The sequence below is a fragment of the Novosphingobium jiangmenense genome (genome assembly GCF_015694345.1).
Lineage (GTDB): Bacteria > Pseudomonadota > Alphaproteobacteria > Sphingomonadales > Sphingomonadaceae > Novosphingobium > Novosphingobium jiangmenense.
Map to the genome: position 1 here is coordinate 1 of NZ_JADQDC010000019.1, position 22,986 is coordinate 22,986.

Sequence of the window (22,986 nt, forward strand, 5' to 3'; positions counted from 1 at the left end):
TGCCGGATCGATTGCCCGGCTTCGCGAAGCCGGGCAATCGAGCATCGCTCCTCAAGCGAAAGCTGGGTGTATCTCGACATGGCAACACCTGTCTGAGGTGTTGCACTTCGTTTGTGAACTCAGGGGGGTGACGCTTTCTTCTTGGCGCTACGCAAACTGAGGGCAGAAGCGGGACCCCGGGTCAAAGCCCGGGGTGACGATGCATGAGGCGGAGCGCAACGCGCCCCACCCCATCCAGTTCAAAGTCCGTCGATGGCCTTGCTGACCAGCACGTTCACCGCCACGCGGCGGTTCTGCGCCTTGCCCTCCTCGGTCGAATTGTCCGCTGCCGGATCGGACTCCGCCATGCCGGTCGGCGTCAGCATGCGGTAGGGCGCCCAGCGGCACTGCTGCTGCAGGTAGTTGATCACGCTGGCGGCGCGCTTCTCGCTCAGCGTCTGGTTGTATTCCTCGTCACCAACCGAATCGGTGTAACCGACCACCAGCATCAGCGCGTTCTCGGTGCTGTTCGCCATCGAGGCCGCCTGGCACAGTTCGCTCTTCGCCTGCGGGGTCAGCGCGTACTTGCCGGTGTCGAAGTAGACGTTGGTCGTCGCCTTGATGTTGTACTTGTCGATGTCGCCCATGCGGCCGCGCAGTGCGGCGGTGGCGGCGGTCTGCTCGGCAAAGCCCTGCGCGGTTCCGTTGCGGATCATCTTGGCGGTCTTGAAGTCGCCGTTGCGGAAAGTGATCTGGCTGGCCAGCAGCGCCTCGCCCGCCTGCATCGTCTTGACCGTCACCGGCAAGCCATTGAGCAGGTTCTGCGTGGTCAGCTTCTTCGAGCCGAACAGGCCGGTGCTGGCCTTCACGGCCGTCGCATCATTGAAGAACACCACCGTGCTGGTGCCGTCATCGGCGGTGATCTTCATCTTGTCGCCCTTGCGCGCGGTGATGATGCCCTTGACCTCGGGCCCCTTGGTCATGGCCGAGGTGTCGGGCACCACTTCGCCTTCGACGATGATGTTGGGGTCCTGCATGCCGTTGGCCTGTTGGGGCTGCGCCACGGCGATTGCCGAAACCGATGCGGCAGCAGCGGCGAGCAGCATCATGCTTGCGCGCCGGGGGGTAGTGGTGGCCATTCAAATTGCTCCTTGCGACCTTCAAAGATGTGTCGGTGTTGCGACGGAACTTTCCCGCAGATGAACGATCCCGCCCGGGAACCCGCTTTCGGGCACTGGCAGCGCCACACCTGCGACGAACCGAGTGGCCCGTGCATCACTGAAGGACGGAATGAGGCCGCTTTTCCTTCCCCCCTCCCGCAGGCGGGAGGGGTCGGGGGTGGGCAATCAGCGCCGCCGCCACTGGCCTCACCCGGCTGGAAACACCACCGGCAAATCACCCTCACGCCACGGCGCAAACTTGCCCATCACGCTCGCGAACAGCTCAGATTCAAGATGCCCCGCTAACCAGCGCCGAAGGTGCGGCAAAGGCTGGCCCGCAAACCAATCCGGGTCGACTGCCGCAAACTGCCGGACGAACGGCATCACCGCCATGTCGGCCAGCCCGCGCCCCTTCCCGCAAAGCTGGCCGTATTGGGCCAGCCGCGCATCGAGATCGGCAAGGATGGCCAGCCCACTCTCACGATGAGTGACAGCATCGCTGCCATGCCGCTCAGGATACTTGTAGCGATCGAGGTCGTGCTTGAACGGACCGTCGTTCCGTTCAATCAGCGCCGGATCATCGCGCTGTAGCCAGCCTTCGGGGTCGTTCCGGCCAAGCGCCCAGTGCATCACCTCGAGGCTCTGCTCGATCACCCCGCCATCGGGCAGGACCAGTACCGGCACCGTCCCCTTGAGCGAGGCTGCGAGCATCGCCGGCGGCTTGGCCGAAAGCTTGATCTCGCGCAGTTCCACGGCCACGCCGCTCACCGCAATCGCCAGCCGCGCCCGCATTGCATAGGGGCAGCGACGAAAGCTGTAGAGCACCGGCAATGCCATAAGCTCAGCCGCGCAGGCCGATCAGCGAGATCTGCCGCCCATACCCCGGCTCCCTGCGGTGCGTGGCGCGGCGGAACGAATAGAACCGCTCCTCTTGCGCATAGGTATCCTCGCCCAGCATCCCCACCTTGCCCAGCCCCGCATCGCGCAGCCGCGAGGCGACATAGCCTTCAAGATCGAACCAGGCATGGCCTTCGCGCCCGGCCCGGAAGAAGCGTTCATTCTCGCCCGCCTGCTCGAGGAACCGTGTCTCGAAGCCTGAATCCACCTCGTAGCTCTTCTGCGCGATGCACGGCCCGACCACGGCAGCGATCCTGTCGCGGCTCGCCCCCAGCGCTTCCATCGCGGCAATCGTGGCATCGGTCACGCCGGTAAACGCGCCCTTCCACCCGGCATGGGCCGCGCCGACGACGCCCGCCTGCGCATCGCAGAACAGCACCGGCGCGCAGTCCGCAGTGAGCACGCCGAGCACCAGACCGGGCCGGTCCGTCACCAGCGCATCGGCCTTCGGACGATCCGCATCGGCCCAAGGTTCGCGCACCGTCACCACATCGGGCGAATGGATCTGGAAGCAGGTCTGCAAGGTCCCGCCCGGCAGCACCGCCTCGACCGCACGGCGGCGGTTCTCGGAAGTCAGCGCCGGATCGTCCTCGGCATAGCTGACGTTCAGCCCTGCCAGATCGCCCGTGCTCACCCCCCCCTTCCGGCCCAGGAAGCCATGCGCCGCGCCGGCCAGCAGCGGATGAGTCAGCGCCTCTGTGCTCACGCCTCGAGGCTCTTGCTCACCTGCTCGCGCACGTCGCGTGACAGCGTCGGCTCGGCAGCGATCCGCTCCAGTTCCGCCCGCATCAGCGCAGCGCGGCCTTCCTCCACCTTCTTCCAGCGGCCCAGATAGGGCACGAAGCGCGCCGCCACGTTGCCGTTGATCGGGTCCAGCTTCAGGATCAGGTCCGCGATCAAGCGGTAGCCTTCGCCGCCCTCACGATGGAACGCCTGCGCGTTCGCCGCAAACGCCATCCACAGCGCCCGGACGCGGTTGGGGTTGGTCATGGTGAAGTCGGGGTGCTGCGCCAGTGCCTTTACATGCTCGGTCGCCTTGGGATTGAGCGAGCCGGCCTGCAGCGAGAACCACTTGTCGATCACCAGCATGTTACCGGCAAAGCGCGTGTGGAAATCGGCCAGCGCCGCTTCGCGCTCGGGGCAATCGAGGCTGCACAGCACCATCAGCGCACCCTGGCGGTCGGTCATGTTGGTCGCCGCATCGTACTGCGCCTTGGCGCGCCGCGCGGCCTCGGCGGGATCGGCAGCGCCGAGATAGACGAGCGCCTGCGTCTTGCACTTGCGCGCCCCCCGCGCCTCGGCCTCGAGGCTATAGGGCACTGCGGACACGCGATCGTGCAGCGCCAGCCACTTCTCCTTCAGCGTCTCGCCCAGCCAGCGCTTGAGGCCCTCGCGCTCGGCGAAGATGCGGGTGGGGTCGGCGCGGGTCAGCTGTTCGGCAAGGTAGGCCTCGCCCGGCAGGATCAGCAATTCGCCGCGCATCAGGTCATCGAGAGCGGCATCGTCGAGGATCGAGCCCATCGCCGCGCCGATCGCCGCCTGCGACGCCTCGCGATTCTCAAGCGTCCCCGCCACCGCGCCGACCAGATGCCGCACGATCAGCTGCTGCATCGCCTCATAGCGGGCGAAGGGATCGTCATCGTGGCGGGCGAGGAAGACGAGGTCCTCCGTCGTCACCGGAGCGACGATCTCGACCGGCGCGGAGAAGCCGCGGTTGATGGAAAGGACGGGGAGCGAGGTGAAGCCGCCGAAGGTGAACGACTGCTCCGGCTCGGTCAGAACGATCAGTTCCTCGCCGTGATGCTTGCCCGTCTCGCGGTCGAACAGCGCAACGCGCAGCGGGATCACGAACGGCTTCTTCTCGGGCTGCCCCGGTGTGGGGAGAGTTGCCTGTTTGAGCGTGAGAGTTACCCCTTCGCCCGCGAGAGTTGCCGCTTCGCCTGCGAGAGTTGGATTTGCATTTTCGAGCGTCATGGCCACGCTCACGCGCGGGGTTCCGGCCTGTTCGTACCAGTTGCGGAACTGCTTCAGGTCCAGCCCGGCGCCATCTTCTATAGCCTTTACAAAGTCTTCGCAGGTCGCCGCTTCGCCATCGTGGCGGTCGAAGTAGAGCGTGGTGCCTTTGAGGAACCGCTCCATGCCCGCCAGCACGGTCATCATGCGGATCACCTCGGCGCCCTTGTTGTAGACGGTCGCGGTGTAGAAGTTGCTGATTTCCTGATAGGAATCCGGCCGGATCGGGTGCGCCAGCGGCCCCGAATCCTCAGGAAACTGCGCCGCCCGCAAGATCCGCACATCCTCGATCCGCTTGACCGGAGCAGAGCCGCGATCGGCGCTAAACTGTTGATCTCTAAGGACTGTGAAGCCTTCCTTGAGGGACAACTGGAACCAGTCGCGACAGGTCACGCGGTTGCCCGACCAGTTGTGGAAGTACTCGTGCGCCACCACGCCCTCGATCGCGTCATAATCGCCATCGGTCGCGGTCTCCGGATCGGCGAGAATATAGCGCGTATTGAAGACGTTAAGGCCCTTGTTCTCCATCGCGCCGGCGTTGAAATCGGAAACGGCGACGATATTGAAATCGTCAAGGTCATACTCGCGCCCATAGACGTCCTCGTCCCACTTCATCGAGGCGATGAGCGAGCGCATGGCGTGGTCTGTCCGAGCTTCGTCACCAGGGCGGACGTAGATCGCGAGGTTGACCTTGCGGCCCGATTTTGTCGTGAAATTATCGCGGTTTGCGACGAGTTCACCGGCCACCAGCGCGAACAGGTAAGAAGGCTTGGGCCAGGGATCGTGCCACTCGGCCCAGTGGGTGCCATCGCCATTTTCGCCGGAGGCGACAGGGTTGCCGTTGGACAGGAGCACCGGAAACAGCGCCTTGTCCCCGCTCATCCGCACCGAGTAGACCGAGAGCACGTCGGGCCGGTCGGGGAAGAAGGTGATGCGGCGGAAGCCTTCGGCCTCGCACTGGGTGCAGAGCAACCCGTTTGAGGCGTAAAGCCCTGAAAGCTGGGTATTTGCCGAAGGATCGATCAGCGTTTCGATGCCGACATTGTGGGCGTCGCCGGGCAGTTCGATCACGAGATCGGGGCCGTCCATGCGCCAGTCGTTATGGGCATGGCCATCGACGGTCACGGCCTTGGGCTCGATCGCGTCACCGTTGAGGCGCAGCAGCGATGTGCCTGAACCGGCGGGATTTTTCGCCACCTTCAGCGTCGCCTGCACTTTGGTGGCGTTCAGCGAGAGCGCGAAATCCAGCGCGATTTCGGGAACGAACCATTCGGGCGGGCGATAGTCCGCGCGGTGGATCACGGTCGGGGCGACGACGGGCTGGCCGGAGAGATCGTTCATGGACGTGAACTTAGGAAGTGGTGCGCACTGCGGCAATCGCGGTTATCAGGCTTTTGATGGGAAACTTGCTGATCTTCGGAATGGGCTACACCGCGCAAGCGATCGCGGGGCGCCTGCGGGCGCAGGGCTGGACGGTGCGCGGGACGGGCAGCGCGGGCGATATTGCCTTTGATGACAAGGGCTTGGTCGAGGCCGCGCTGGCGCAGGCGACGCACTTGCTGTCCTCGGTTCCGCCGCTCCGCGAGGGCGGCGACCCGGTGCTTCAGACCTATGGCGAGGCGATTGCTCAAGCGCCGCTGGAGGCGATCGGCTACCTGTCCTCGACTGGAGTCTATGGCGATGCGGGCGGGGCGTGGGTGGATGAAAGCTCAGTCGTTGGCACCGGGCGGCGTTCGGCGCGGACGCAGGCGGACCTCGACTGGCAGGCGCTTTCCTCAAAGGTGCGGGTCTATCGCCTGCCCGGCATCTATGGGCCTGGGCGCAGCGCGCTTGAGCGCGTGGCCGAGGGCAAGGCGCATCGCATTGATATTCCGGGGCAAGTGTTCAGCCGGGTGCACGTTGAGGACATCGCCAGCGGCGTGATTGCCGGGTTCGCGGGGCCAACCGGAATCTACAATCTCGCCGACGATCTGCCCTGCAGCCAGAACGCGGTGATCGAGGAGGCGGCGCGGCTGCTGGGCGTTGCCCCTCCGCCGATGCAGTCACTGGAAGAGGCAAACCTCTCGCCGATGGCGCTGGCGTTCTATGCCGAAAACCGCCGCGTAGCCAACGGCAAGGCCAAGCGCCTGCTTGGCTGGAAACCGGCTTATCCTACTTATCGCGAAGGGCTGCGCGCCCTCAGCGCCAGCACGAGGCCGAGCATGGCCAGCGCCGATCCTGCCAGTGCCAGCACCGACCAGCGATAGCCTTCGAACACGGTCGAGAGCAGCATGGCAATGACAGGCACCAGCACGCCGTTATAGGCCCCGCGCCCCGCGCCGAGGCGCTGCAGCAGGCGGAAATAGAGCGGGAAGGTGAGGACTGACCCGATCAGACCGAGATAGAACACGCCGAAGATGTAGCCCGGCCGGAAATCGAACTGCGGCGGCCCTTCCACGATCCAGGCAAAGGCGGCATCGAGGATTGCGCCAAACAGCAGGGCCCAAGCGAGCATCGGGATCATCGGCACCCCTCGCGCCATCGGGCTTGCCTGCAGGACGTTCGCCGAAGAGGCGCTGAACAGCGCGGCGGTGGTCAGTGCTATGCCGACAAGAACCTGCCCCTCGGGCGGAGCCATGCGGTATTCGTGGAGCAGCAGCAACACGATCCCGGCCCCTGCCACCGCCGATCCGACCAGAAAGGCGCGGGTTACCGGTTGCTTGAGAAAGAACCACGCCATCAGCGAATTGGGGACGACAAGCAGGCCGAAGACCACCGCGACGATCCCTGAGGTCAGGTGATGCTCGGCGCGGTAGACGAACTGGAAGTTCATCACGAACTGGAGCAGGCCGAGCAGCGCGGCAACCTTGAGCGTGGTGTTCGAGACGCGCAGGGTTTCCCGCCGGAACATCGCCACCAGCGCCATACTGCATGCCGCTACGATGAAGCGCCATGTCACAGACCAGCTTGGCGGAACGCTGCCGATCTGGTCCTTGATGACGAGCCAGGTCGAACCCCAGATCAGTGCGACAAGGAAGAAAGGCCCGGCAACGTCCCATTGCCAGAAGCGGGCCTGCCCGGGCAGTTCCGTCTCGGTCATAGCGCAGAAATTGCCCGCGCGAGCGCGGTGGCGTGGTCCGGATCGGTGTTCCAGGCCGTAACCAGACGGGCCGCCCCCGGAGCGCCTTCCGGCGCGGTCCAGTCGTAGAAGTCGAAGCCTTGGGCGCGTAGCGTTGCCTGCTCGGCAGGCGAGAGGACGACGAAGATCTCGTTGGCTTCGACAAGGTGGAACACGCGCGATCCGCAGGCTTGGGCGATTTCCTGCGCGGCAGCATTGGCGGCACGGGCGTTGTCGAGCCAGAGGTCGCCCTCGATCATCGCGAGGACTTGCGCGGCAAGGTAGCGGCCCTTCGATTGCAGGTGCCCCGCGCGCTTGCGACGGTAGCGGACGACGTCGGCCAGCTCCATGTCGAAGAATACCAGCGCCTCGGCATTCATGCCGCCGTTCTTGACGCAGCCGAAGGTCAGGACGTCGACGCCGGCTTGTGCGGTCACTTCGGCAGGATGGCAGCCGAGATGCGCGACGGCATTGGCAAAACGTGCGCCGTCCATGTGCAGGCCAAGCCCGCGTCCCTGGGCGAGCGAGCCGATGCGGGCGACCTCTTCCGGCGTGTACACGCGGCCATATTCGGTGGCCTGTGTGAGCGAGATCGCATGAGGCTGGACCTGGTGAACGTCGTTGCGGATCGGGTCGATCACGCGCTCGATCGCCTGCGGCGTCAGCTTCGCGCCTTCGCCATCGGCGAGCATGAGCTTGGCGCCATGCATGTAGAAGCCAGGGGCGCCGCCCTCGTCCATCTCGATGTGTGCTTCACGGTGGCAGACCACGCCGCCGTGGGGCGGGACCATGGCGGCGAGCGCGAGGCAATTGGCAGCAGTTCCGGTGGCGATCCACAATGCGGTGCATTCGGTGCCGAACAGGTCGGAAAAGGCCTCGTCCATCCGGCGCGACAGGGCATCGCCGTCGTAACCCGAATCGGGCGCATCGGCTGCGCGCATCGCGTCCCAGACGCGGGGGTGGACAGCGGCGGTGTTGTCGGAGAGAAATTTCATCGGAAACCGCAATGTCGGCACCGGCGTTTCGGGTCAAGCAGTCACAAAAGGCCATGGAAACAACATGACGGAAATTGCCATCACCCACCTCGATCAGGGCGCACGCGGCGAATACCATGCCAAGGTGGAAGGCAGCGATGCGATTGGCCAGCTGACCTATGTCCGCAAGGGCGATGCGGTGGTGGCCGACCATACGCTGGTTCCCACCGAGATCGGCGGCAGGGGCGTGGCGGCCGAACTGGTCAAGGCGCTGATGGCCGATGCGCGCAAGTTCGGGTTCAAGGTCGTGCCGCAGTGCAGCTATGTCGAGGCCGCGTTCCGCCGCCACCCGGAATGGGCGGACTTGCGGGCCTGATCTTTCGGATGAAGGGAAATGGTGCTGCTGGGGAGGATTGAACTCCCGACCTCAGCCTTACCAAGGATGCGCTCTACCACTGAGCTACAGCAGCACACCATTTCCGCCTGGCCACTCCGGAACCGGCGAACCGGCGGGGTGGGCAGGGGCGCGCTAATGACGGGGGGGGCTGGCTTTGTCAAGCGACGTTCGGGACGAAAGTCTTGCAGGCCTTGCAGTTGTGATGCGATCCCGGCAATCGGAGGCCATGAGCGATGCTAAAACCCCGATGACGCGCGAAGAGCGACTGGCGGCGCGGCTGCGCGAGAACCTCAAGCGGCGCAAGGCGCAGGCGCGGGCGATGGAAGCCGTTGCGGGTGGGGCTGACGCGACTGCAGCCGAATCGCCCGATTCGCCGGAAACCGGGCTTTCCAATCCGGCCGCCTGACGCTAGGGGCCCGGAACTCCAAACCAGTTTCCTTTTACACGTCAGTCACAGGATGCCCCGATGCCCCGCCTGATCCTGATTCGCCACGGCCAGTCGCAGTGGAACCTCGAAAACCGCTTCACCGGCTGGTGGGATGTCGACGTTACGGAAAAGGGTGCGGCCGAGGCCTTTGCTGCCGGCAAGCTGCTCAAGGACAAAGGCGTGCTGCCGACGCTGGCCTTTACCTCGCTGCAGACCCGCGCGATCAAGACGCTGCATCTGGCGCTGGAAGCCGCTGGCCGTCTGTGGGTGCAGGAAGACAAGGACTGGCGCCTGAATGAGCGACACTATGGCGGCCTGACCGGGCTCGACAAGGCCGAGACCGCTGCCAAGCATGGTGATGATCAGGTCAAGGTGTGGCGCCGCAGCTTCGACGTGCCGCCGCCGCCGCTGGAGGCGGGCAGCGAGTTCGATCTGGCGTCCGACCCGCGTTACGCCGGAATTGCGGTGCCAGCGACCGAAAGCCTCAAGGACACGATCGCCCGCGTGCTGCCGTGCTGGGAAGAGAAGATCGCCCCTGCCCTGCGCGCCGGGGAAACGGTGATCGTTTCGGCCCACGGCAACAGCTTGCGCGCGCTGGTCAAGCACCTCTCGGGCATCTCGGACGAGGACATCACCGGCCTCGAGATTCCGACCGGTCAGCCGATCGTCTATGAGCTTGACGACAACCTCGCCGAGATCGAACGCTATTACCTCTCGGAGCGCTGAGCGCACGACAGCCTGAAGGGGGCGGGGAGATGACTGAGAAGCCTTTGGTCGCCATCGTGATGGGCAGCCAGTCCGATTGGGAGACGATGAAGAACGCGTCTGCCGTGCTGGAGAAGCTCGGCGTGGCACATGAATGCCGCATCGTCTCGGCCCACCGCACGCCTGATCGGCTGGTGAACTTTGCCAAGGGCGCGCACCTCGAAGGCTTCAAGGTGGTGATCGCGGGCGCCGGCGGGGCGGCGCACCTGCCGGGCATGGTCGCCTCGATGACGCACCTGCCGGTGCTGGGCGTGCCTGTGGAATCCAAGGCGCTGAAGGGCATGGATTCGCTGCTGTCTATCGTGCAGATGCCGGGCGGCATTCCGGTCGGCACGCTGGCGATTGGCGTTCCCGGTGCGACGAACGCGGGGATTCTCGCCGCGTCGATCTTGGCGACTTCGGACGAGGCACTGGCCGAGCGGCTGATCGCCTTCCGCACCGCGCAGACCGATTCGGTGGCGGAGAAACCGGTCTGATGATTCCTCCCGGCGAGACGATCGGCATCCTCGGTGGCGGCCAGCTTGGCCGGATGATCGCGCTGGCGGCGGCGAATCTCGGGTATCGTTGCCACGTCTATGCGCCGGAAGCGGATTCGATTGCCGCCGATGTCTGCGCCGCGTTCACGCAAGGCGAGTACGACGACGAGGCGGCGCTGGCGGCGTTTGCCGCGCAGTGCGCTGTCGTGACCTATGAGTTCGAGAATGTTGCCGCCGCGCCGCTGGCTGCGGTGACGACCCATGCGCCGCTGCACCCGCCCGCAAAGGCGCTGGAAGTGGCGCAGGACCGGGTGAACGAGAAGTCGTTCGTCGAGGCGCTAGGTGGGCGGCCCGCGCCATGGGCCACAGTCGATTCGATGGATGATCTGCGCGCGGCGGTGGCCAGCATCGGCGCGCCCGGCATCCTCAAGACACGGCGCGATGGCTATGACGGCAAGGGCCAGTGGCGGATCATGCAGGCGTCGGACGTCGACGCGGTGGAACTGCCCGGCAAGCCGCTGATCTACGAAGGTTTCGTCACGTTCGTGGCCGAGTTCTCGGTCATCCTTGTGCGCACCGAAGCGGGCGAAGTGCGGTTCTGGGACAGCGCCGAGAACGTGCACAAGGGCGGCATTCTGGATCGTTCGACCGTGCCGGCCTCGCCGGTGATTGTCGCACAGGTTGAAGAGGCACGGGCGCTGGCGGCCAAGGTTGCCGATGCGCTGGGCTATGTCGGCGTGCTGACGCTGGAATTCTTCGCGACGGCCGACGGCCCGGTGTTCAACGAGATGGCGCCGCGCGTGCACAATTCGGGGCACTGGACCATCGAGGGCGCGCTCACCAGCCAGTTCGAGAACCACGTGCGGGCGATCTGCGCCTTGCCGCTGGGCTCGACTGCACTCGCGGCCAAGGGCGTGGTCATGGACAACCTGATCGGCGACGATGCGCACGATTGGCCGGCGATCCTGTCCGACCCTGCCAACCACCTGCATCTCTATGGCAAGGCAGCGGTGCGGCCCGGGCGCAAGATGGGCCACGTGACGCGGCTGGTGCTGTGAGCGCAGTCCGTCCCGGACTTTTCCTGATCTATGCCCGCGCCGACAATGGCGTGATCGGCAAGGACAATGCCCTGCCGTGGCGGCTGCCTGCCGATCTCAAGCGGTTCAAGGCGCTGACCATGAACAAGCCGATGATCATGGGGCGAAAGACCTTCGAGAGCCTGCCGGGATTGTTGCCGGGGCGTCGCCATATCGTGCTGACGCGCGATTGCAGGTGGAGCACTGACGGGGCGGAAGTGGCGACCTCCGTCGAGCAGGCGCTGTCTCTCGCCGGCGAGGGCGAAGTGGCCGTCGTCGGCGGGGCGGAGATCTACCGCCTGTTCATGCCCCTTGCCGAACGCGTTGAATTGACCGAGATACACGGGGCGTTCGAGGGCGATACCGTGATGGCGCCGCTCGGACCGGAGTGGACAGAGGTATCTCGCGAAGTGCATCCGGCTGAGTCTGAAAGACCCGCTTTCGATTTCGTCACTTACGCTAGGGCCGACGCATGATCCGCCTCGACAGCCTGCAGCCGGTTCCGGAAGCGATGCGTGGCGGGATCGTCGCGCTCGGCAATTTCGACGGGTTTCACCTTGGCCATCAGGCCGTCGTCGGCGAGGCGATCCGCTGGGCCAAGGCGGAGGGACGTCCTGCCATCGTCGCCACGTTCGATCCCCATCCGGTGCGGCATTTCATGCCTGATGCCGAGCCCTTCCGCCTCACCACGCTGGACCAGCGGCAAGAACTGTTCGGCGCGGCGGGCGCGGATGCGATGCTGGTGATCCATTTCGGCGCGGACGTGGCCGGGATGACCGCGCTCGAATGGATCGAGGCGGGACTGGTCGGGCATCTCGGTGCGGTGGGCGTCGTTACGGGCGAGGACTTCACCTTCGGCAAGGGCCGCAGCGGCAATGCGCAAGTGCTGCGCGATGACGGTCCGCGCTTTGGCCTGACGGCGCGCGCGGTGGGGCCGGTCACGCTGGAGGGCGAGGTTGTCTCCTCAAGCCGGATCCGCGATGCGCTGAAGTCTGGCGATTGCGAGACGGCGACGAAGCTGCTCACCCGGCCTTTCGCAATCCGAGGGCTGGTGCAGCATGGCGACAAGCTGGGCCGGACGATCAACTTCCCGACGGCCAATCTCGACATCGGCATGTACCTGCGCCCGCGCTACGGCATCTATGCGGTGACCGGGCGCTTGCCTGACGGACGCTTGCTCAAAGGGGCGGCGAACCTTGGCATCCGACCGACGTTCGATCCGCCCAAGGAACTGCTCGAGCCGCACTTCTTCGATTTTTCCGGCAATCTCTATGGGCAGGAAATCGAAGTGGCGTTTCACCACTTCCTCCGGCCCGAAGCGAAGTTTGATGGCCTCAATGCGCTGGTGGCGCAGATGGAGCGGGATTGCGACGAGGCGCGACGGCTGCTGGCTTAGCGACCCGCTGCTGGTTACCCCGTCATCCTGAACTTGTTTCAGGATCCATGTTGCCGATCAAACTGCCGTTCGTGTGGAGAGATGGACCCTGAAACGAGTTCAGGGTGACGATGTGCTTGCTTGAAGGCTTGTTGCCGCTTGCCAGTGCCCCACTTCCCCAACGCGTGCAATTGCTCTAGTGCCCGCCGGTCATGACCGAGCAACGCGACTTCCGCCCGACTGTCTTCCTGCCGAAGACCGATTTCCCGATGAAGGCTGGCCTCCCCCAGAAGGAGCCAGTGATCCTGCAGCGCTGGCAGGATGAGGGGATTTACCGGAAGCTGCGTGAGAGCCGCAAAGGTCGCGAGAAGTTCATCCTGCATGACGGCCCGCCCTATGCCAACGGCGACATGCACATCGGCCATGCGCTGAACCATATCCTCAAGGACATGGTCTGCCGCACCCAGACACTGCTGGGCAAGGACGCGCCCTATGTGCCTGGCTGGGACTGCCACGGCCTCCCCATCGAATGGAAGGTCGAGGAAGAGTACCGCAAGAAGAAGAAGAACAAGGACGAGGTTCCCCCGAAGGAATTCCGCGCCGAATGCCGCGCCTATGCCCAGAAGTGGGTCGACGTGCAGCGCGAGCAATTGAAGCGCCTCGGCATCAACGGCGATTGGGACAACCCCTACCTGACGATGGATTCGCAGGCCGAGGGCACCATCGTGCGCGAACTGCTGAAGTTCGCTGAATCCGGCCAGCTCTATCGCGGCGCCAAGCCGGTGATGTGGTCTCCGGTCGAGAAAACCGCGCTGGCCGAGGCCGAGGTCGAATACGAGGACATCGTCTCGACGCAGGTCGACGTGGCGTTCGAGATCGTCGAGTCGCCGATCCCGGAACTGGTCGGTGCCTATGCGGTCATCTGGACGACGACGCCGTGGACGATCCCGGTGAACCAGGCTTTGGCTTATGGGCCGGATATCGAGTATGTAGCATACCGTGATCTAGCAACCGACAAGGTCCTGCTGGTCGCCCATGTGCTTGAGCTTCAGGACGAAATCTTCAAGCGCCTTATGGCTGATCGCGCATCGACGGGTTTGAATATCGTTTGGGTAGGCAAAGGCTCCGACCTCGCCGGAACCATCTGCCGCCACCCGATGCACGCGCTCGGCGGTTTCTTTGCCAAGCCGCGTCCGATGCTGCCGGGCGATTTCGTCACCACCGACAGCGGCACGGGCCTGGTCCATATGGCGCCCGATCATGGCGAGGACGACTTTGCGCTGTGCAAGGCGCACGGGATCGAACCGGTCTTTGCGGTGCAGGGCGATGGCAAGTATCGTGAGGACTGGGGCTGGCTCGGCGGACAGGGTTCTGTCATCAATCCCAAGTTCAACGCGCCCGACGGTCCGATCTGCGAGGCCTTGCGCGAAGCGGGCGGGCTGCTGGCGGCGAGCGCGGACTACAAGCATTCCTACCCGCATTCGTGGCGTTCGAAGGCCAAGGTGATCTATCGCTGCACGCCGCAGTGGTTCGTGCCGATGGATCGGGCGATTGACCCCTCCACCACCAGCCCTGCGGCTGGCGGTCCCCCTCCCCGTTCCGGGGAGGTTCTGGAAGGCACCGCGAAAACACCTCCCCGGAACGGGGAGGGGGACCAGCCGCAGGCTGGTGGAGGGGTAACTCTACGCACCCTCGCCCTCAAAGCCATAGCCGACACCCGCTTCGTCCCCGAAAAGGGCCGTAATCGCATCGGCGCAATGGTTGAAGGTCGCCCGGACTGGGTGCTGTCCCGCCAGCGGGCGTGGGGCGTGCCGATCACGCTTTTCGTGGATCGCAAGACTGGCCAGTACCTGAACGATCCAGAGGTCAACGCCCGCATCGTCGCTGCCGTCATGGCAGGCGGTGTGGATGCGTGGGACGAGGAGCATGCGCAGGAGTACCTCGGCGAGAACTACAAGCTCGACGATTACGAGCGTGTAACCGATATTCTCGACGTGTGGTTCGATTCCGGCTCCACCCATGCCTTCGTGCTGGAATCGGGGCGCTGGCCCGATCTGCAGTGGCCCGCAAACCTCTATCTCGAAGGGTCGGACCAGCATCGCGGCTGGTTCCAGTCCTCGCTGCTGGAAAGCTGCGCCACGCGCGGGCGCGCGCCTTATGATGTGGTGCTGACGCACGGGTTCACGATGGACCAGAAGGGCATGAAGATGTCCAAGTCGCTCGGCAACACGATCAGCCCAATTGATCTGATGCGCGATTATGGTGCGGATATCCTGCGGCTCTGGGCGCTCTCGGTCGATTTCACCGAGGACCACCGCATCGGCAAGGAAATCCTCCAGGGCGTTGCCGACCAGTATCGCAAGCTGCGCAACACCTATCGCTACCTGCTGGGTGCGCTGGACGGCTTCACCGAGGACGAGCGGCTGCCGGTGGCGGAAATGCCCGAGCTGGAGCAGTACATGCTCGGCCTGCTCGGCAAGCTGGATGCCACGCTGCGGCAGGCGGTCGATGACTTCGACTACAATACCTATGTCCGCGCGCTGACCGACTTCTGCAACGAGGACCTCTCGGCGTTCTTCTTCGATATCCGCAAGGACTGCCTCTATTGCGACGCGCCTTCCGACCCGAAGCGCCGCGCCTATCGCACCGTGCTCGACACGCTGTTCCACGCGCTGGTCCGCTATGGTGCGCCGGTGCTGGTGTTCACGGCGGAAGAGGTGTGGCAGTCGCGCTTTCCGGGCAGCGACAGCGTACATCTGCTGGAATGGCCGGACGTGCCTGCCGTGACGGTGGAAGAAGCGCGCTGGAGCGAACTGCGCGCGTTGCGCCAGACGGTCAATGAAGCCATCGAGCCGCTGCGCCGCGAGAAGGTGCTTGGTTCGGGGCTTGAAGCGGTTGTCACCGTGCCTGACAGCGCGCCGGATGCCGATCTGGCAGAGCTGTTCATCACTGCGACAGTCAATCGCGGGCAGGGCAGTGATGTGACCGTCACCCGTTCCACCGACCACAAGTGCGGCCGTTGCTGGCGCCTGCTTCCGGAAGTTTCGGAAGACGGCGACCTTTGCGACCGTTGCGACGAGGTTGTCGCACAGATCGACGCAGGCGCAGCCGCCTGATGCTGACGCGTCCGCGCATCGAAGGCCTTGGCCTTGCGCTGCTGGTTGCGGTGGTTGACCGCATCGTCAAGGCGGTGATGGTCGGGCCGCTGATGCTGCGTGATCGCGCGGTGATCAATCTGCTGCCCTTCTTTGATTTTCGCTATGCCGAGAATGAGGGCGTTTCGTTCGGGATGTTTACCGCGACATCGCTGGAAATGCGTTACGGCCTGATCATCGTGACCGCGCTGATCGCCGTGGGCGTGACGGTTTGGATGCTGCGCGAAACCCTGCGCGGCGATATCCTTGCGCTGGGCCTCGTGCTGGGCGGGGCGCTCGGCAATATCTATGACCGGCTGATGTTCGGCTATGTGATCGACTATGCCGATCTGCACATCGGCACGTGGCGGCCTTTCGCCATCTTCAATCTTGCCGACGTGGCGATCACGTTCGGTGTCCTGATACTGCTTGCCCGCTCGTTCAAATCGCGCGAAAAGCCAAACGATAGCGGCGACCATACCGCCACGGAGAATGCATGATGCGTAAAGCTGCCGCCCTTGCTCTTGTCGTCTCGGCGGCGACTCTTCTGTCGGCCTGCGGTGGCGGCGGTTCGCTGTTCAACCGTGACCGCCCTGACGAAATGGCCGTGACCCGCGCCGCGCCGCTGGTGGTGCCCCCTGATTTCGCGCTGACCCCGCCGAGCCCCGGAGCACCGCGTCCGCAGGATTCGGAAACCGGCAAGCAGACGCTCGAAACCCTGTTCGGCGGCCCTTCGGCGCGCTCCAGCGTCGAGACCGACACGCTCAACCGCTCGGGCACGGCAGCCGCCTCGATCCGCTCGACGGTAGGCGATCCCGCTACGCAGACCGTGGCCAAGGGCCAGGTCGTGCGCGATATCCTCGCCGCACCGGAAGGTGACGGGCAGGCTGCTTCGGCTTCGATCCCGGGCTGAGCTGCGGCTTGAGCTTGATGTGAAAGGCCCCGCTCCGGCGGGGCTGTTTGCGTCACAAGCTTCGTCATTGCGAGGAGCGTAGCGACGAAGCAATCCAGAATTGGCCTAGAACGCTCTGGATTGCTTCGCTTCGCTCGCAATGACGAAAAAGCGGGCGACTACACGCGCCAGTCGATTGCGCCGCGTCCATGCGCTTCGAGGAAGGCGTTGGTCTGGCTGAACGGCCTCGAGCCGAAGAAGCCGTTGTGGGCCGAAAGCGGGCTGGGGTGCGGGGCCTTGAGGACCAGATGCGGTCCGTTGGCCAGGGCTGCGACCCGCGCTGCCTTCTTCTGGGCATGGCTGCCCCACAGGATGAACACCGTGGGATCAGTTCGAGCGGCCACCGCCTCCACGGCCGCGTCGGTGAACAGTTCCCAGCCCTTGCCCTGATGCGATCCGGCATTGGCCGCCTCGACCGTCAGCGCATTGTTGAGCAGGAGCACGCCCTGCTCTGCCCAGCGCGTCAGGTTGCCGTGGGCGGCGCGGGGGATACCGAGATCGGTCTCCAGCTCCTTGTAGATGTTCACCAAACTCGGCGGGATCTTGACGCCGTGCTGGACCGAGAAGGCAAGGCCATGCGCCTGTCCCGGACCGTGGTATGGATCCTGTCCAAGGATGACGACACGCACTTCGTCGAGCGGCGTCATCTCCAGCGCGGCAAGGCGCGTACCGCGCGGCGGATAGACGACCTTCCCCGCGCTTTCCTCGGCTTTCAGGAAACCGCCCAACGCTCGCAATGGCGGTGATTGCAGCACCGGTTCGAGGGCCGGACGCCAGGATTCGGGAAGCGCTTGGGATGTCATGGGCCTGAGGCTTAAGGCCGCTCAAAAGCGCAAGCAAGCGGCGAACTCGGTCCTTTTGCGCGAAGTGTGCTTGTGCAGCATTGGTAATATCCCCTATGCTGCTGGTGCGAAATGGCTGCAGTTAGTTGCAGTGCAACATTACGGATGGTGGGCGAATGAAGATCGCAATGGTGGGCTCGGGCTACGTCGGGCTGGTTTCCGGTGCCTGCTTTGCCGATTTCGGCCACGAAGTCGTCTGCATCGACAAGGACGAGAGCAAGATCGAGCGGCTGCGCAACGGCGTGATGCCGATCTATGAGCCGGGCCTTGCCGAACTCGTCGCCGCCAATGTCAAGGCCGGGCGCCTGTCGTTCTCGACCGATCTCGCCAGCTCGATCGAGGGTGCCGGTGCCGTGTTCATCGCGGTGGGCACGCCATCGCGCCGTGGCGATGGCCATGCCGACCTGACCTATGTCTATGCCGTGGCGCAGGAACTCGCCGCCAACATCAAGACGCCGACCGTGGTCGTCACCAAGTCGACCGTGCCCGTCGGCACCGGTGACGAAGTTGAGCGCATCATCCGCGACAGCGGCACCTCGGTGCAATTCGCGGTCGTCTCCAACCCCGAATTCCTGCGTGAAGGCGCGGCCATCGGCGATTTCAAGCGCCCGGACCGCATCGTCATCGGCGCCGAGGAAGAATGGGCGCAAGGCGTGATGAAGGAAGTCTATCGCCCTCTGTTCCTCAACAAGGCGCCCATCCTGTTCACCTCGCGCCGCAGCAGCGAGCTGATCAAGTACGCCGCCAACGCCTTCCTTGCCACCAAGATCACCTTCATCAACGAGATGGCAGACCTTTGCGAGAAGGTTGGCGGGGACGTGCAGGACGTGGCGAGGGGCATCGGCCTCGATAACCGCATCGGCTCCAAGTTCCTGCACGCAGGACCGGGCTACGGCGGTTCGTGCTTCCCCAAGGATACGCTGGCGCTGCTCAAGACCGCGGAGGACTTCAACAGCCCGGTGCGTCTGGTCGAAGCGGTGGTCAAGGTCAACGACAGCCGCAAGCGCGCCATGGGCCGCAAGGTGATCGAAGCGCTGGGCGGCGATGCCCGCGGTAAGCGCGTGGCGCTGCTCGGCCTGACCTTCAAGCCCAACACCGACGATATGCGCGATGCACCTTCGATCGCAATCGTGCAGACACTGCTCGATGCAGGGGCGGAAGTCGTGGCCTATGATCCGGAAGGCATGGAAGCGGCGGCCGCAATCATGCCCGAGGTCAAGATGGTGGCATCGACCTACGCCGCTGTGGAAGGGGCCGATGCAGTCGCCCTCGTCACCGAATGGGACGCCTTCCGCGCGCTCGATTTCGCCAAGGTGAAGAGCCTGGTCAAGGCACCGGTGCTGGTCGACCTGCGCAACGTTTACGATCCGGCCGAGGCGCGGGCTGCAGGTTTTGCCTACAGCAGCGTCGGGCGGGTCTGAACGGACATCCGGAGGCCGGGCTCAGAGGAGCCCGGCTTCACCGCTGATCTGCGCGGTATCGTCGGCCACCGGGGGGCGCTGCGTCCCCCAGTGGATCGAACTCCAGACGCGTTCGTGGAAGTAGTAGAGGCCGATCTTGGTGATCACCTCGGTGCCGGCAATCGCCCCGGCCGCCTTGGCGCTGCCGGTGAACAGCCAGCTCAGTACGAACGTATCGATGCTGCCGAGCGCGCGCCAGCTGATCGCCTTGACGACCGAGCGGGCGTGCGCCTCGTGCCCATGAAACAGAATCATTAGGCGGTTCCCTCCCGGCCCGGTTTACGAGCCCCCTTAGATCGTGGGGGCCCACCCGAGAAGGGCATTTACGATCCGCTCTGCCGCGTCCTCTGGCGATTCCTGGGTGGTGTCCACGCGGAAGTCCGGGTTTTCCGGGGCTTCGTAGGGGCTGTCGATGCCGGTAAAGTTCTTGAGCTGGCCCGAACGCGCCTTCTTGTAGAGCCCCTTCACGTCGCGCGCCTCGGCCACTTCCAGCGGGGTGTCGACGAAGATCTCGACGAACTCGCCCTCTGCCATCAGCGAGCGCACCATCTCGCGCTCGGCACGGAACGGGCTGATGAAGGCGGTCAGCACGATCAGGCCGGCATCGGTCATCAGGCGCGCCACTTCGCCAACGCGACGGATGTTCTCGATGCGGTCGGCCTCGGTGAAGCCGAGGTCCTTGTTCAGGCCGTGGCGCACGTTGTCACCGTCCAGAAGGAAGGTGTGCTTGCCCACCGCGTGCAGGCGCTTCTCGACAAGATTGGCGATGGTTGACTTGCCCGAGCCGGAGAGCCCGGTGAACCACAGCACCTTGGGCTGCTGCTGCTTCAATGCAGCGTGCGCTTCGCGGCTGATGTCGAGTGCCTGCCAGTGCACGTTCTGGGCGCGGCGGAGCGAGAAGTTGAGCATGCCGGCGGCAACCGTGGCATTGCTCATCTTGTCGATCAGCACGAAACCGCCAAGGGTGCGGCCTTCGGTGTAGGGTTCGAACACCAGCGGCTTGTCGGTGGCGATTTCGGCCACGCCGATAGCGTTCAATTCCAGCGTCTTGGCAGCGAGGTGCTCCATCGTGTTGACGTTCACGACGTACTTGGGCTGCTGTACGGTGACCGAGACGGTCTGCGTGGCGAGCTTGAGCCAATAGGCACGCCCCGGCAGCATCGCCTCGTCGTTGAGCCAGACCAGCGTCGCTTCGAACTGGTCGGCGGCCTGCGGCGGATTGTCGGCAAGGCTGATCACGTCGCCGCGCGAGCAGTCGACCTCGTCGGCCAGGCACAGCGTGACCGACTGGCCAGCCACTGCCTGATCCAGATCGCCATCAAGCGTGACCACGCGGGCGACCTTGCTGGTCTTGCCCGAGGGCAGAACCCGGATTTCGTCGCCCGGCTTGACCGAACCGGTGGCGATGAGGCCCGAGAAACCGCGGAAGTCGAGATTGGGGCGGTTGACCCACTGCACCGGCATGCGGAACGGCTTGTCGGCATCGACCGAAGACAGGACTTCGACCGTCTCGAGATGCTCGACCAGCGTCGGGCCCTGATACCACGGCGTGTTGGCCGAACGCGTGGTGATGTTGTCGCCCTTGAAGCCGGAGATCGGCATGGCGGTGAAGCTCTCGATGCCGATGGACTTTGCGAACTCGCCGTAATCCTTGACGATCGCATCGAAGGTGGCCTGATCATAGTCGACGAGGTCCATCTTGTTCACCGCCAGCACGATGTTGCGGATGCCGATCAGGTGGCAAAGGTACGAATGGCGGCGCGTCTGCACCAGCACACCCTTGCGCGCATCGATCAGGATCACGGCAAGGTCGGCGGTCGAGGCGCCGGTCACCATGTTGCGGGTGTACTGTTCGTGGCCGGGGCAGTCGGCGACGATGAACTTGCGCTTCTCGGTGTTGAAGAAGCGATAGGCGACGTCGATGGTGATGCCCTGTTCGCGCTCCGCAGCGAGGCCGTCGACCAGCAGCGCGAAGTCGATCTCCTGCCCCTGCGTGCCGACCTTCTTCGAATCGTTTTCCAGAGCCGCGAGCTGGTCCTCGAAGATCATCTTCGAATCATAGAGCAGGCGGCCGATCAGCGTGGACTTGCCATCATCCACCGACCCGCAGGTGATGAAGCGCAGCATCGTCTTGTGCTGGTGCTGTTCGAGATAGGCGTCGATGTCCTCGGCGATGAGGGCTTCGGTCTTGTAGATGACGTCTTGCCCAAGTGTCGTTTCCGTCATCAGAAGTACCCCTGTTGCTTCTTCACTTCCATGCCGGCGCCGCCAGCATCCTTGTCGATCACGCGGCCCTGACGTTCGCTGGTGGTGGTCAGCAGCGTTTCCTGGATCACCTCGGGCAGCGTCTTGGCCGTGCTCTCAACTGCGCCCGTCAGCGGGAAGCAGCCCAGGGTGCGGAAGCGGACGGACTTCATGGTGATCTCGGGACGATAGCCCAGCACCTTCTCGAGGCGCGGGATGTCGTCGGCCATGAACAGCTGGCCTTCCCACTCGTAGGTCGGACGCTCGTCGGCGAAGTAGAGCGGGACGATCGGCACGTCGTTCAGGTGGATGTACTGCCAGATGTCGAGTTCGGTCCAGTTCGAGATCGGGAAGACGCGGATGCTCTCGCCCTTGTTCTTGCGAGCGTTGTAGAGGTTCCAAAGCTCCGGGCGCTGGTTCTTGGGATCCCAGCCGTGGCTGGCGGTGCGGAACGAGAAAATACGCTCCTTGGCGCGGCTCTTTTCCTCGTCACGCCGCGCGCCGCCGAAGGCCGCGTCGAAGCCATACTTGTCGAGCGCCTGCTTCAGCCCTTCGGTCTTCCACATGTCGGTATGGAGCGAGCCGTGGTCGAACGGGTTGATGCCCTTCTCGGCGGCTTCGGGGTTCTGGTAGACAAGCAGTTCCATGCCGCTTTCTGCCGCCATCTTGTTGCGCAGCGCGTACATGTCCTGGAACTTCCAGGTCGTATCGACGTGCAGCAGCGGGAACGGCGGCGGCGAGGGATAGAACGCCTTGCGCGCGAGATGCAGCATCACCGCGCTGTCCTTGCCCACGGAGTAGAGCATCACCGGGTTGGTCGCCTCGGCCACGACTTCACGCATGATATGAATTGCCTCGGATTCGAGGCGTTCCAGATGGGTCAGTGTCTTCGCGTCCAGTGCCACGGCTCTCGCTCCGTAATTGCGTTGCCGTCCCTTGCGCGATTCGCGGCTCCTCTTGCGCTCCCATATGGGAGCATTACGGGAAGGCAAAACTTTCGGCATGCAAACGCCAGCTTGCGAAAGCAGGTCATCAGCTCCTTCCGGACTGAATGCTTGCGGGCACAAGGCCAACCGCCTAAGCGGTGAGCATGGCCGTTTACCTGCATGAAGAAGACCTGCCCGAAGGCGTGCTCGCGCCCGGGCCCGTTGCCGTCGATACCGAAACCATGGGACTGATCACCCCGCGCGACAGACTGTGCGTGGTGCAGATTTCCGATGGCAGGGGCGATGAGCATCTCGTGCGCTTTTCGCCCGGGAGCAGCTTTGCTGCACCCAACCTGAAGGCGGTCCTCGCCGATCCGGCCCGGTTGAAGCTTTACCATTTCGCCCGCTTCGACCTCGCTGCGATCGAGCATTACCTTGGCGTGGTCGCCGCACCGGTGTTCTGCACCAAGATCGCCTCCAAGCTGGTGCGCACCTACACCGACCGGCATGGTCTCAAGGATCTGGTGCGCGAACTGCTCGGCAAGGAAATCTCGAAGCAGCAGCAATCGAGCGACTGGGGCGCGCCGACGCTGACCGATGCGCAGCAGGAGTACGCCGCGTCCGACGTGCGTCACCTCCACGCCATGCATGCGATTCTGGTCGAGCGTCTGGAACGCGAGGGCCGCACTGCGATTGCACAGGCATGTTTCGACTTCCTGCCGATGCGCGCCAGGCTCGACCTCGCCGGTTGGGCCGAGCGTGACATCTTCAGCCACGAGTAAGGCAAGGCAG

General features: G+C 64.4%; 23 protein-coding genes and 1 tRNA gene. 13 read left to right on the forward strand and 11 right to left on the reverse strand.

Translation table 11 applies throughout. The annotated features are described in order from the left end of the window. Positions 1 to 239 precede the first annotated feature (239 nt). The 4 genes from I2488_RS18480 to pepN all read right to left on the reverse strand — a co-directional run bounded on the left by I2488_RS18480 (position 240) and on the right by pepN (position 5,390). On the reverse strand, positions 240 to 1,118 hold the full coding sequence (locus tag I2488_RS18480; protein WP_246465760.1) for an OmpA family protein: 879 nt from the start codon (positions 1,116 to 1,118) through the stop codon (positions 240 to 242). Positions 1,119 to 1,346: 228 nt separating this feature from the next. Beyond that, a complete protein-coding gene (locus I2488_RS18485; protein WP_196277266.1) occupies positions 1,347 to 1,976 on the reverse strand; it encodes a glutathione S-transferase in 630 nt (209 codons plus the stop codon). A 4-nt stretch (positions 1,977 to 1,980) separates the two neighbouring features. Continuing rightward, a complete protein-coding gene (gene pgeF / locus I2488_RS18490) occupies positions 1,981 to 2,742 on the reverse strand; it encodes a peptidoglycan editing factor PgeF (RefSeq protein WP_196277267.1) in 762 nt (253 codons plus the stop codon). After that, positions 2,739 to 5,390 (reverse strand): aminopeptidase N, encoded by a 2,652-nt coding sequence (pepN, locus tag I2488_RS18495; RefSeq protein ID WP_196277268.1) that lies wholly within the window; start codon positions 5,388 to 5,390, stop codon positions 2,739 to 2,741. Before pepN ends, pgeF begins: the two co-directional genes overlap by 4 nt. 56 nt (positions 5,391 to 5,446) lie before the next feature. Here pepN and I2488_RS18500 point away from each other — a divergent pair, with 56 nt between their 5' ends. After that, positions 5,447 to 6,295 carry a Rossmann-fold NAD(P)-binding domain-containing protein gene (locus tag I2488_RS18500; protein ID WP_196277269.1) on the forward strand — a complete coding sequence of 283 codons (849 nt, stop codon included), beginning with the start codon at positions 5,447 to 5,449 and terminating at the stop codon, positions 6,293 to 6,295. On the opposite strand, the gene I2488_RS18505 is transcribed toward I2488_RS18500, so the two are convergent. Together I2488_RS18505 and I2488_RS18510 are read right to left on the reverse strand one after the other, a co-directional pair. Further along, a complete protein-coding gene (locus tag I2488_RS18505; RefSeq protein WP_196277270.1) occupies positions 6,205 to 7,128 on the reverse strand; it encodes a DMT family transporter in 924 nt (307 codons plus the stop codon). The genes I2488_RS18500 and I2488_RS18505 overlap by 91 nt on opposite strands. Further along, positions 7,125 to 8,141: a threonine aldolase family protein gene (locus tag I2488_RS18510; protein ID WP_196277271.1), complete on the reverse strand. Its 1,017-nt coding sequence runs from the start codon at positions 8,139 to 8,141 to the stop codon at positions 7,125 to 7,127. Before I2488_RS18510 ends, I2488_RS18505 begins: the two co-directional genes overlap by 4 nt. A 64-nt stretch (positions 8,142 to 8,205) precedes the next feature. Here I2488_RS18510 and I2488_RS18515 point away from each other — a divergent pair, with 64 nt between their 5' ends. Continuing rightward, positions 8,206 to 8,496, forward strand: coding sequence for a GNAT family N-acetyltransferase (locus I2488_RS18515; RefSeq protein WP_196277272.1), 291 nt, complete (start codon positions 8,206 to 8,208; stop codon positions 8,494 to 8,496). A gap of 19 nt (positions 8,497 to 8,515) precedes the next feature. Here I2488_RS18515 and I2488_RS18520 read toward each other — a convergent pair. Further along, positions 8,516 to 8,590 (reverse strand) — tRNA-Thr (locus I2488_RS18520). Positions 8,591 to 8,743: 153 nt separating this feature from the next. On the opposite strand from I2488_RS18520, the gene I2488_RS18525 reads away from it, so the two are divergent. The 9 genes from I2488_RS18525 (at position 8,744) to I2488_RS18565 (ending at position 16,683) form a co-directional block, all read left to right on the forward strand. Then, positions 8,744 to 8,923: a hypothetical protein gene (locus tag I2488_RS18525; RefSeq protein WP_196277273.1), complete on the forward strand. Its 180-nt coding sequence runs from the start codon at positions 8,744 to 8,746 to the stop codon at positions 8,921 to 8,923. A 60-nt stretch (positions 8,924 to 8,983) separates the two neighbouring features. Continuing rightward, positions 8,984 to 9,670, forward strand: coding sequence for a 2,3-diphosphoglycerate-dependent phosphoglycerate mutase (gpmA, locus tag I2488_RS18530; protein WP_196277274.1), 687 nt, complete (start codon positions 8,984 to 8,986; stop codon positions 9,668 to 9,670). Between the two features lie 29 nt (positions 9,671 to 9,699). Beyond that, entirely contained in the window at positions 9,700 to 10,185 is a 486-nt protein-coding gene (gene purE / locus I2488_RS18535) for a 5-(carboxyamino)imidazole ribonucleotide mutase (RefSeq protein WP_196277275.1), read from the forward strand. Beyond that, on the forward strand, positions 10,185 to 11,243 hold the full coding sequence (locus I2488_RS18540) for a 5-(carboxyamino)imidazole ribonucleotide synthase (RefSeq protein ID WP_196277276.1): 1,059 nt from the start codon (positions 10,185 to 10,187) through the stop codon (positions 11,241 to 11,243). Before purE ends, I2488_RS18540 begins: the two co-directional genes overlap by 1 nt. Further along, positions 11,240 to 11,737, forward strand: a complete 498-nt coding sequence (locus I2488_RS18545; protein WP_196277277.1) for a dihydrofolate reductase — start codon at positions 11,240 to 11,242, stop codon at positions 11,735 to 11,737. Before I2488_RS18540 ends, I2488_RS18545 begins: the two co-directional genes overlap by 4 nt. Beyond that, positions 11,734 to 12,657, forward strand: a complete 924-nt coding sequence (locus I2488_RS18550; protein ID WP_196277278.1) for a bifunctional riboflavin kinase/FAD synthetase — start codon at positions 11,734 to 11,736, stop codon at positions 12,655 to 12,657. Before I2488_RS18545 ends, I2488_RS18550 begins: the two co-directional genes overlap by 4 nt. Before the next feature lie 191 nt (positions 12,658 to 12,848). After that, positions 12,849 to 15,752, forward strand: a complete 2,904-nt coding sequence (ileS, locus tag I2488_RS18555; RefSeq protein ID WP_196277279.1) for an isoleucine--tRNA ligase — start codon at positions 12,849 to 12,851, stop codon at positions 15,750 to 15,752. Beyond that, positions 15,752 to 16,270, forward strand: a complete 519-nt coding sequence (lspA, locus tag I2488_RS18560; protein WP_196277280.1) for a signal peptidase II — start codon at positions 15,752 to 15,754, stop codon at positions 16,268 to 16,270. The genes ileS and lspA overlap by 1 nt, the downstream gene beginning before the upstream one ends. Continuing rightward, a complete protein-coding gene (locus tag I2488_RS18565) occupies positions 16,270 to 16,683 on the forward strand; it encodes a DUF3035 domain-containing protein (protein WP_196277281.1) in 414 nt (137 codons plus the stop codon). The genes lspA and I2488_RS18565 overlap by 1 nt, the downstream gene beginning before the upstream one ends. A 158-nt stretch (positions 16,684 to 16,841) precedes the next feature. Here I2488_RS18565 and ung read toward each other — a convergent pair whose 3' ends face one another. Continuing rightward, on the reverse strand, positions 16,842 to 17,525 hold the full coding sequence (gene ung / locus I2488_RS18570; protein WP_196277282.1) for a uracil-DNA glycosylase: 684 nt from the start codon (positions 17,523 to 17,525) through the stop codon (positions 16,842 to 16,844). Positions 17,526 to 17,680: 155 nt separating this feature from the next. Between ung and I2488_RS18575 the strand changes: the two genes are divergently transcribed. Then, on the forward strand, positions 17,681 to 18,985 hold the full coding sequence (locus tag I2488_RS18575; protein ID WP_196277283.1) for a UDP-glucose dehydrogenase family protein: 1,305 nt from the start codon (positions 17,681 to 17,683) through the stop codon (positions 18,983 to 18,985). Between the two features lie 21 nt (positions 18,986 to 19,006). On the opposite strand, the gene I2488_RS18580 is transcribed toward I2488_RS18575, so the two are convergent. The 3 genes from I2488_RS18580 to cysD are packed head-to-tail and all read right to left on the reverse strand — an operon-like array spanning position 19,007 to position 22,173. Next, positions 19,007 to 19,279: a DUF2061 domain-containing protein gene (locus I2488_RS18580; protein WP_196277284.1), complete on the reverse strand. Its 273-nt coding sequence runs from the start codon at positions 19,277 to 19,279 to the stop codon at positions 19,007 to 19,009. A gap of 36 nt (positions 19,280 to 19,315) precedes the next feature. Further along, positions 19,316 to 21,250, reverse strand: a complete 1,935-nt coding sequence (cysN, locus tag I2488_RS18585; protein ID WP_196277285.1) for a sulfate adenylyltransferase subunit CysN — start codon at positions 21,248 to 21,250, stop codon at positions 19,316 to 19,318. After that, positions 21,250 to 22,173 carry a sulfate adenylyltransferase subunit CysD gene (gene cysD, locus I2488_RS18590; protein ID WP_343071117.1) on the reverse strand — a complete coding sequence of 308 codons (924 nt, stop codon included), beginning with the start codon at positions 22,171 to 22,173 and terminating at the stop codon, positions 21,250 to 21,252. The genes cysN and cysD overlap by 1 nt, the downstream gene beginning before the upstream one ends. 185 nt (positions 22,174 to 22,358) lie before the next feature. On the opposite strand from cysD, the gene I2488_RS18595 reads away from it, so the two are divergent. Next, a complete protein-coding gene (locus I2488_RS18595) occupies positions 22,359 to 22,976 on the forward strand; it encodes a ribonuclease D (protein ID WP_196277287.1) in 618 nt (205 codons plus the stop codon). Positions 22,977 to 22,986: the final 10 nt, after the last annotated feature.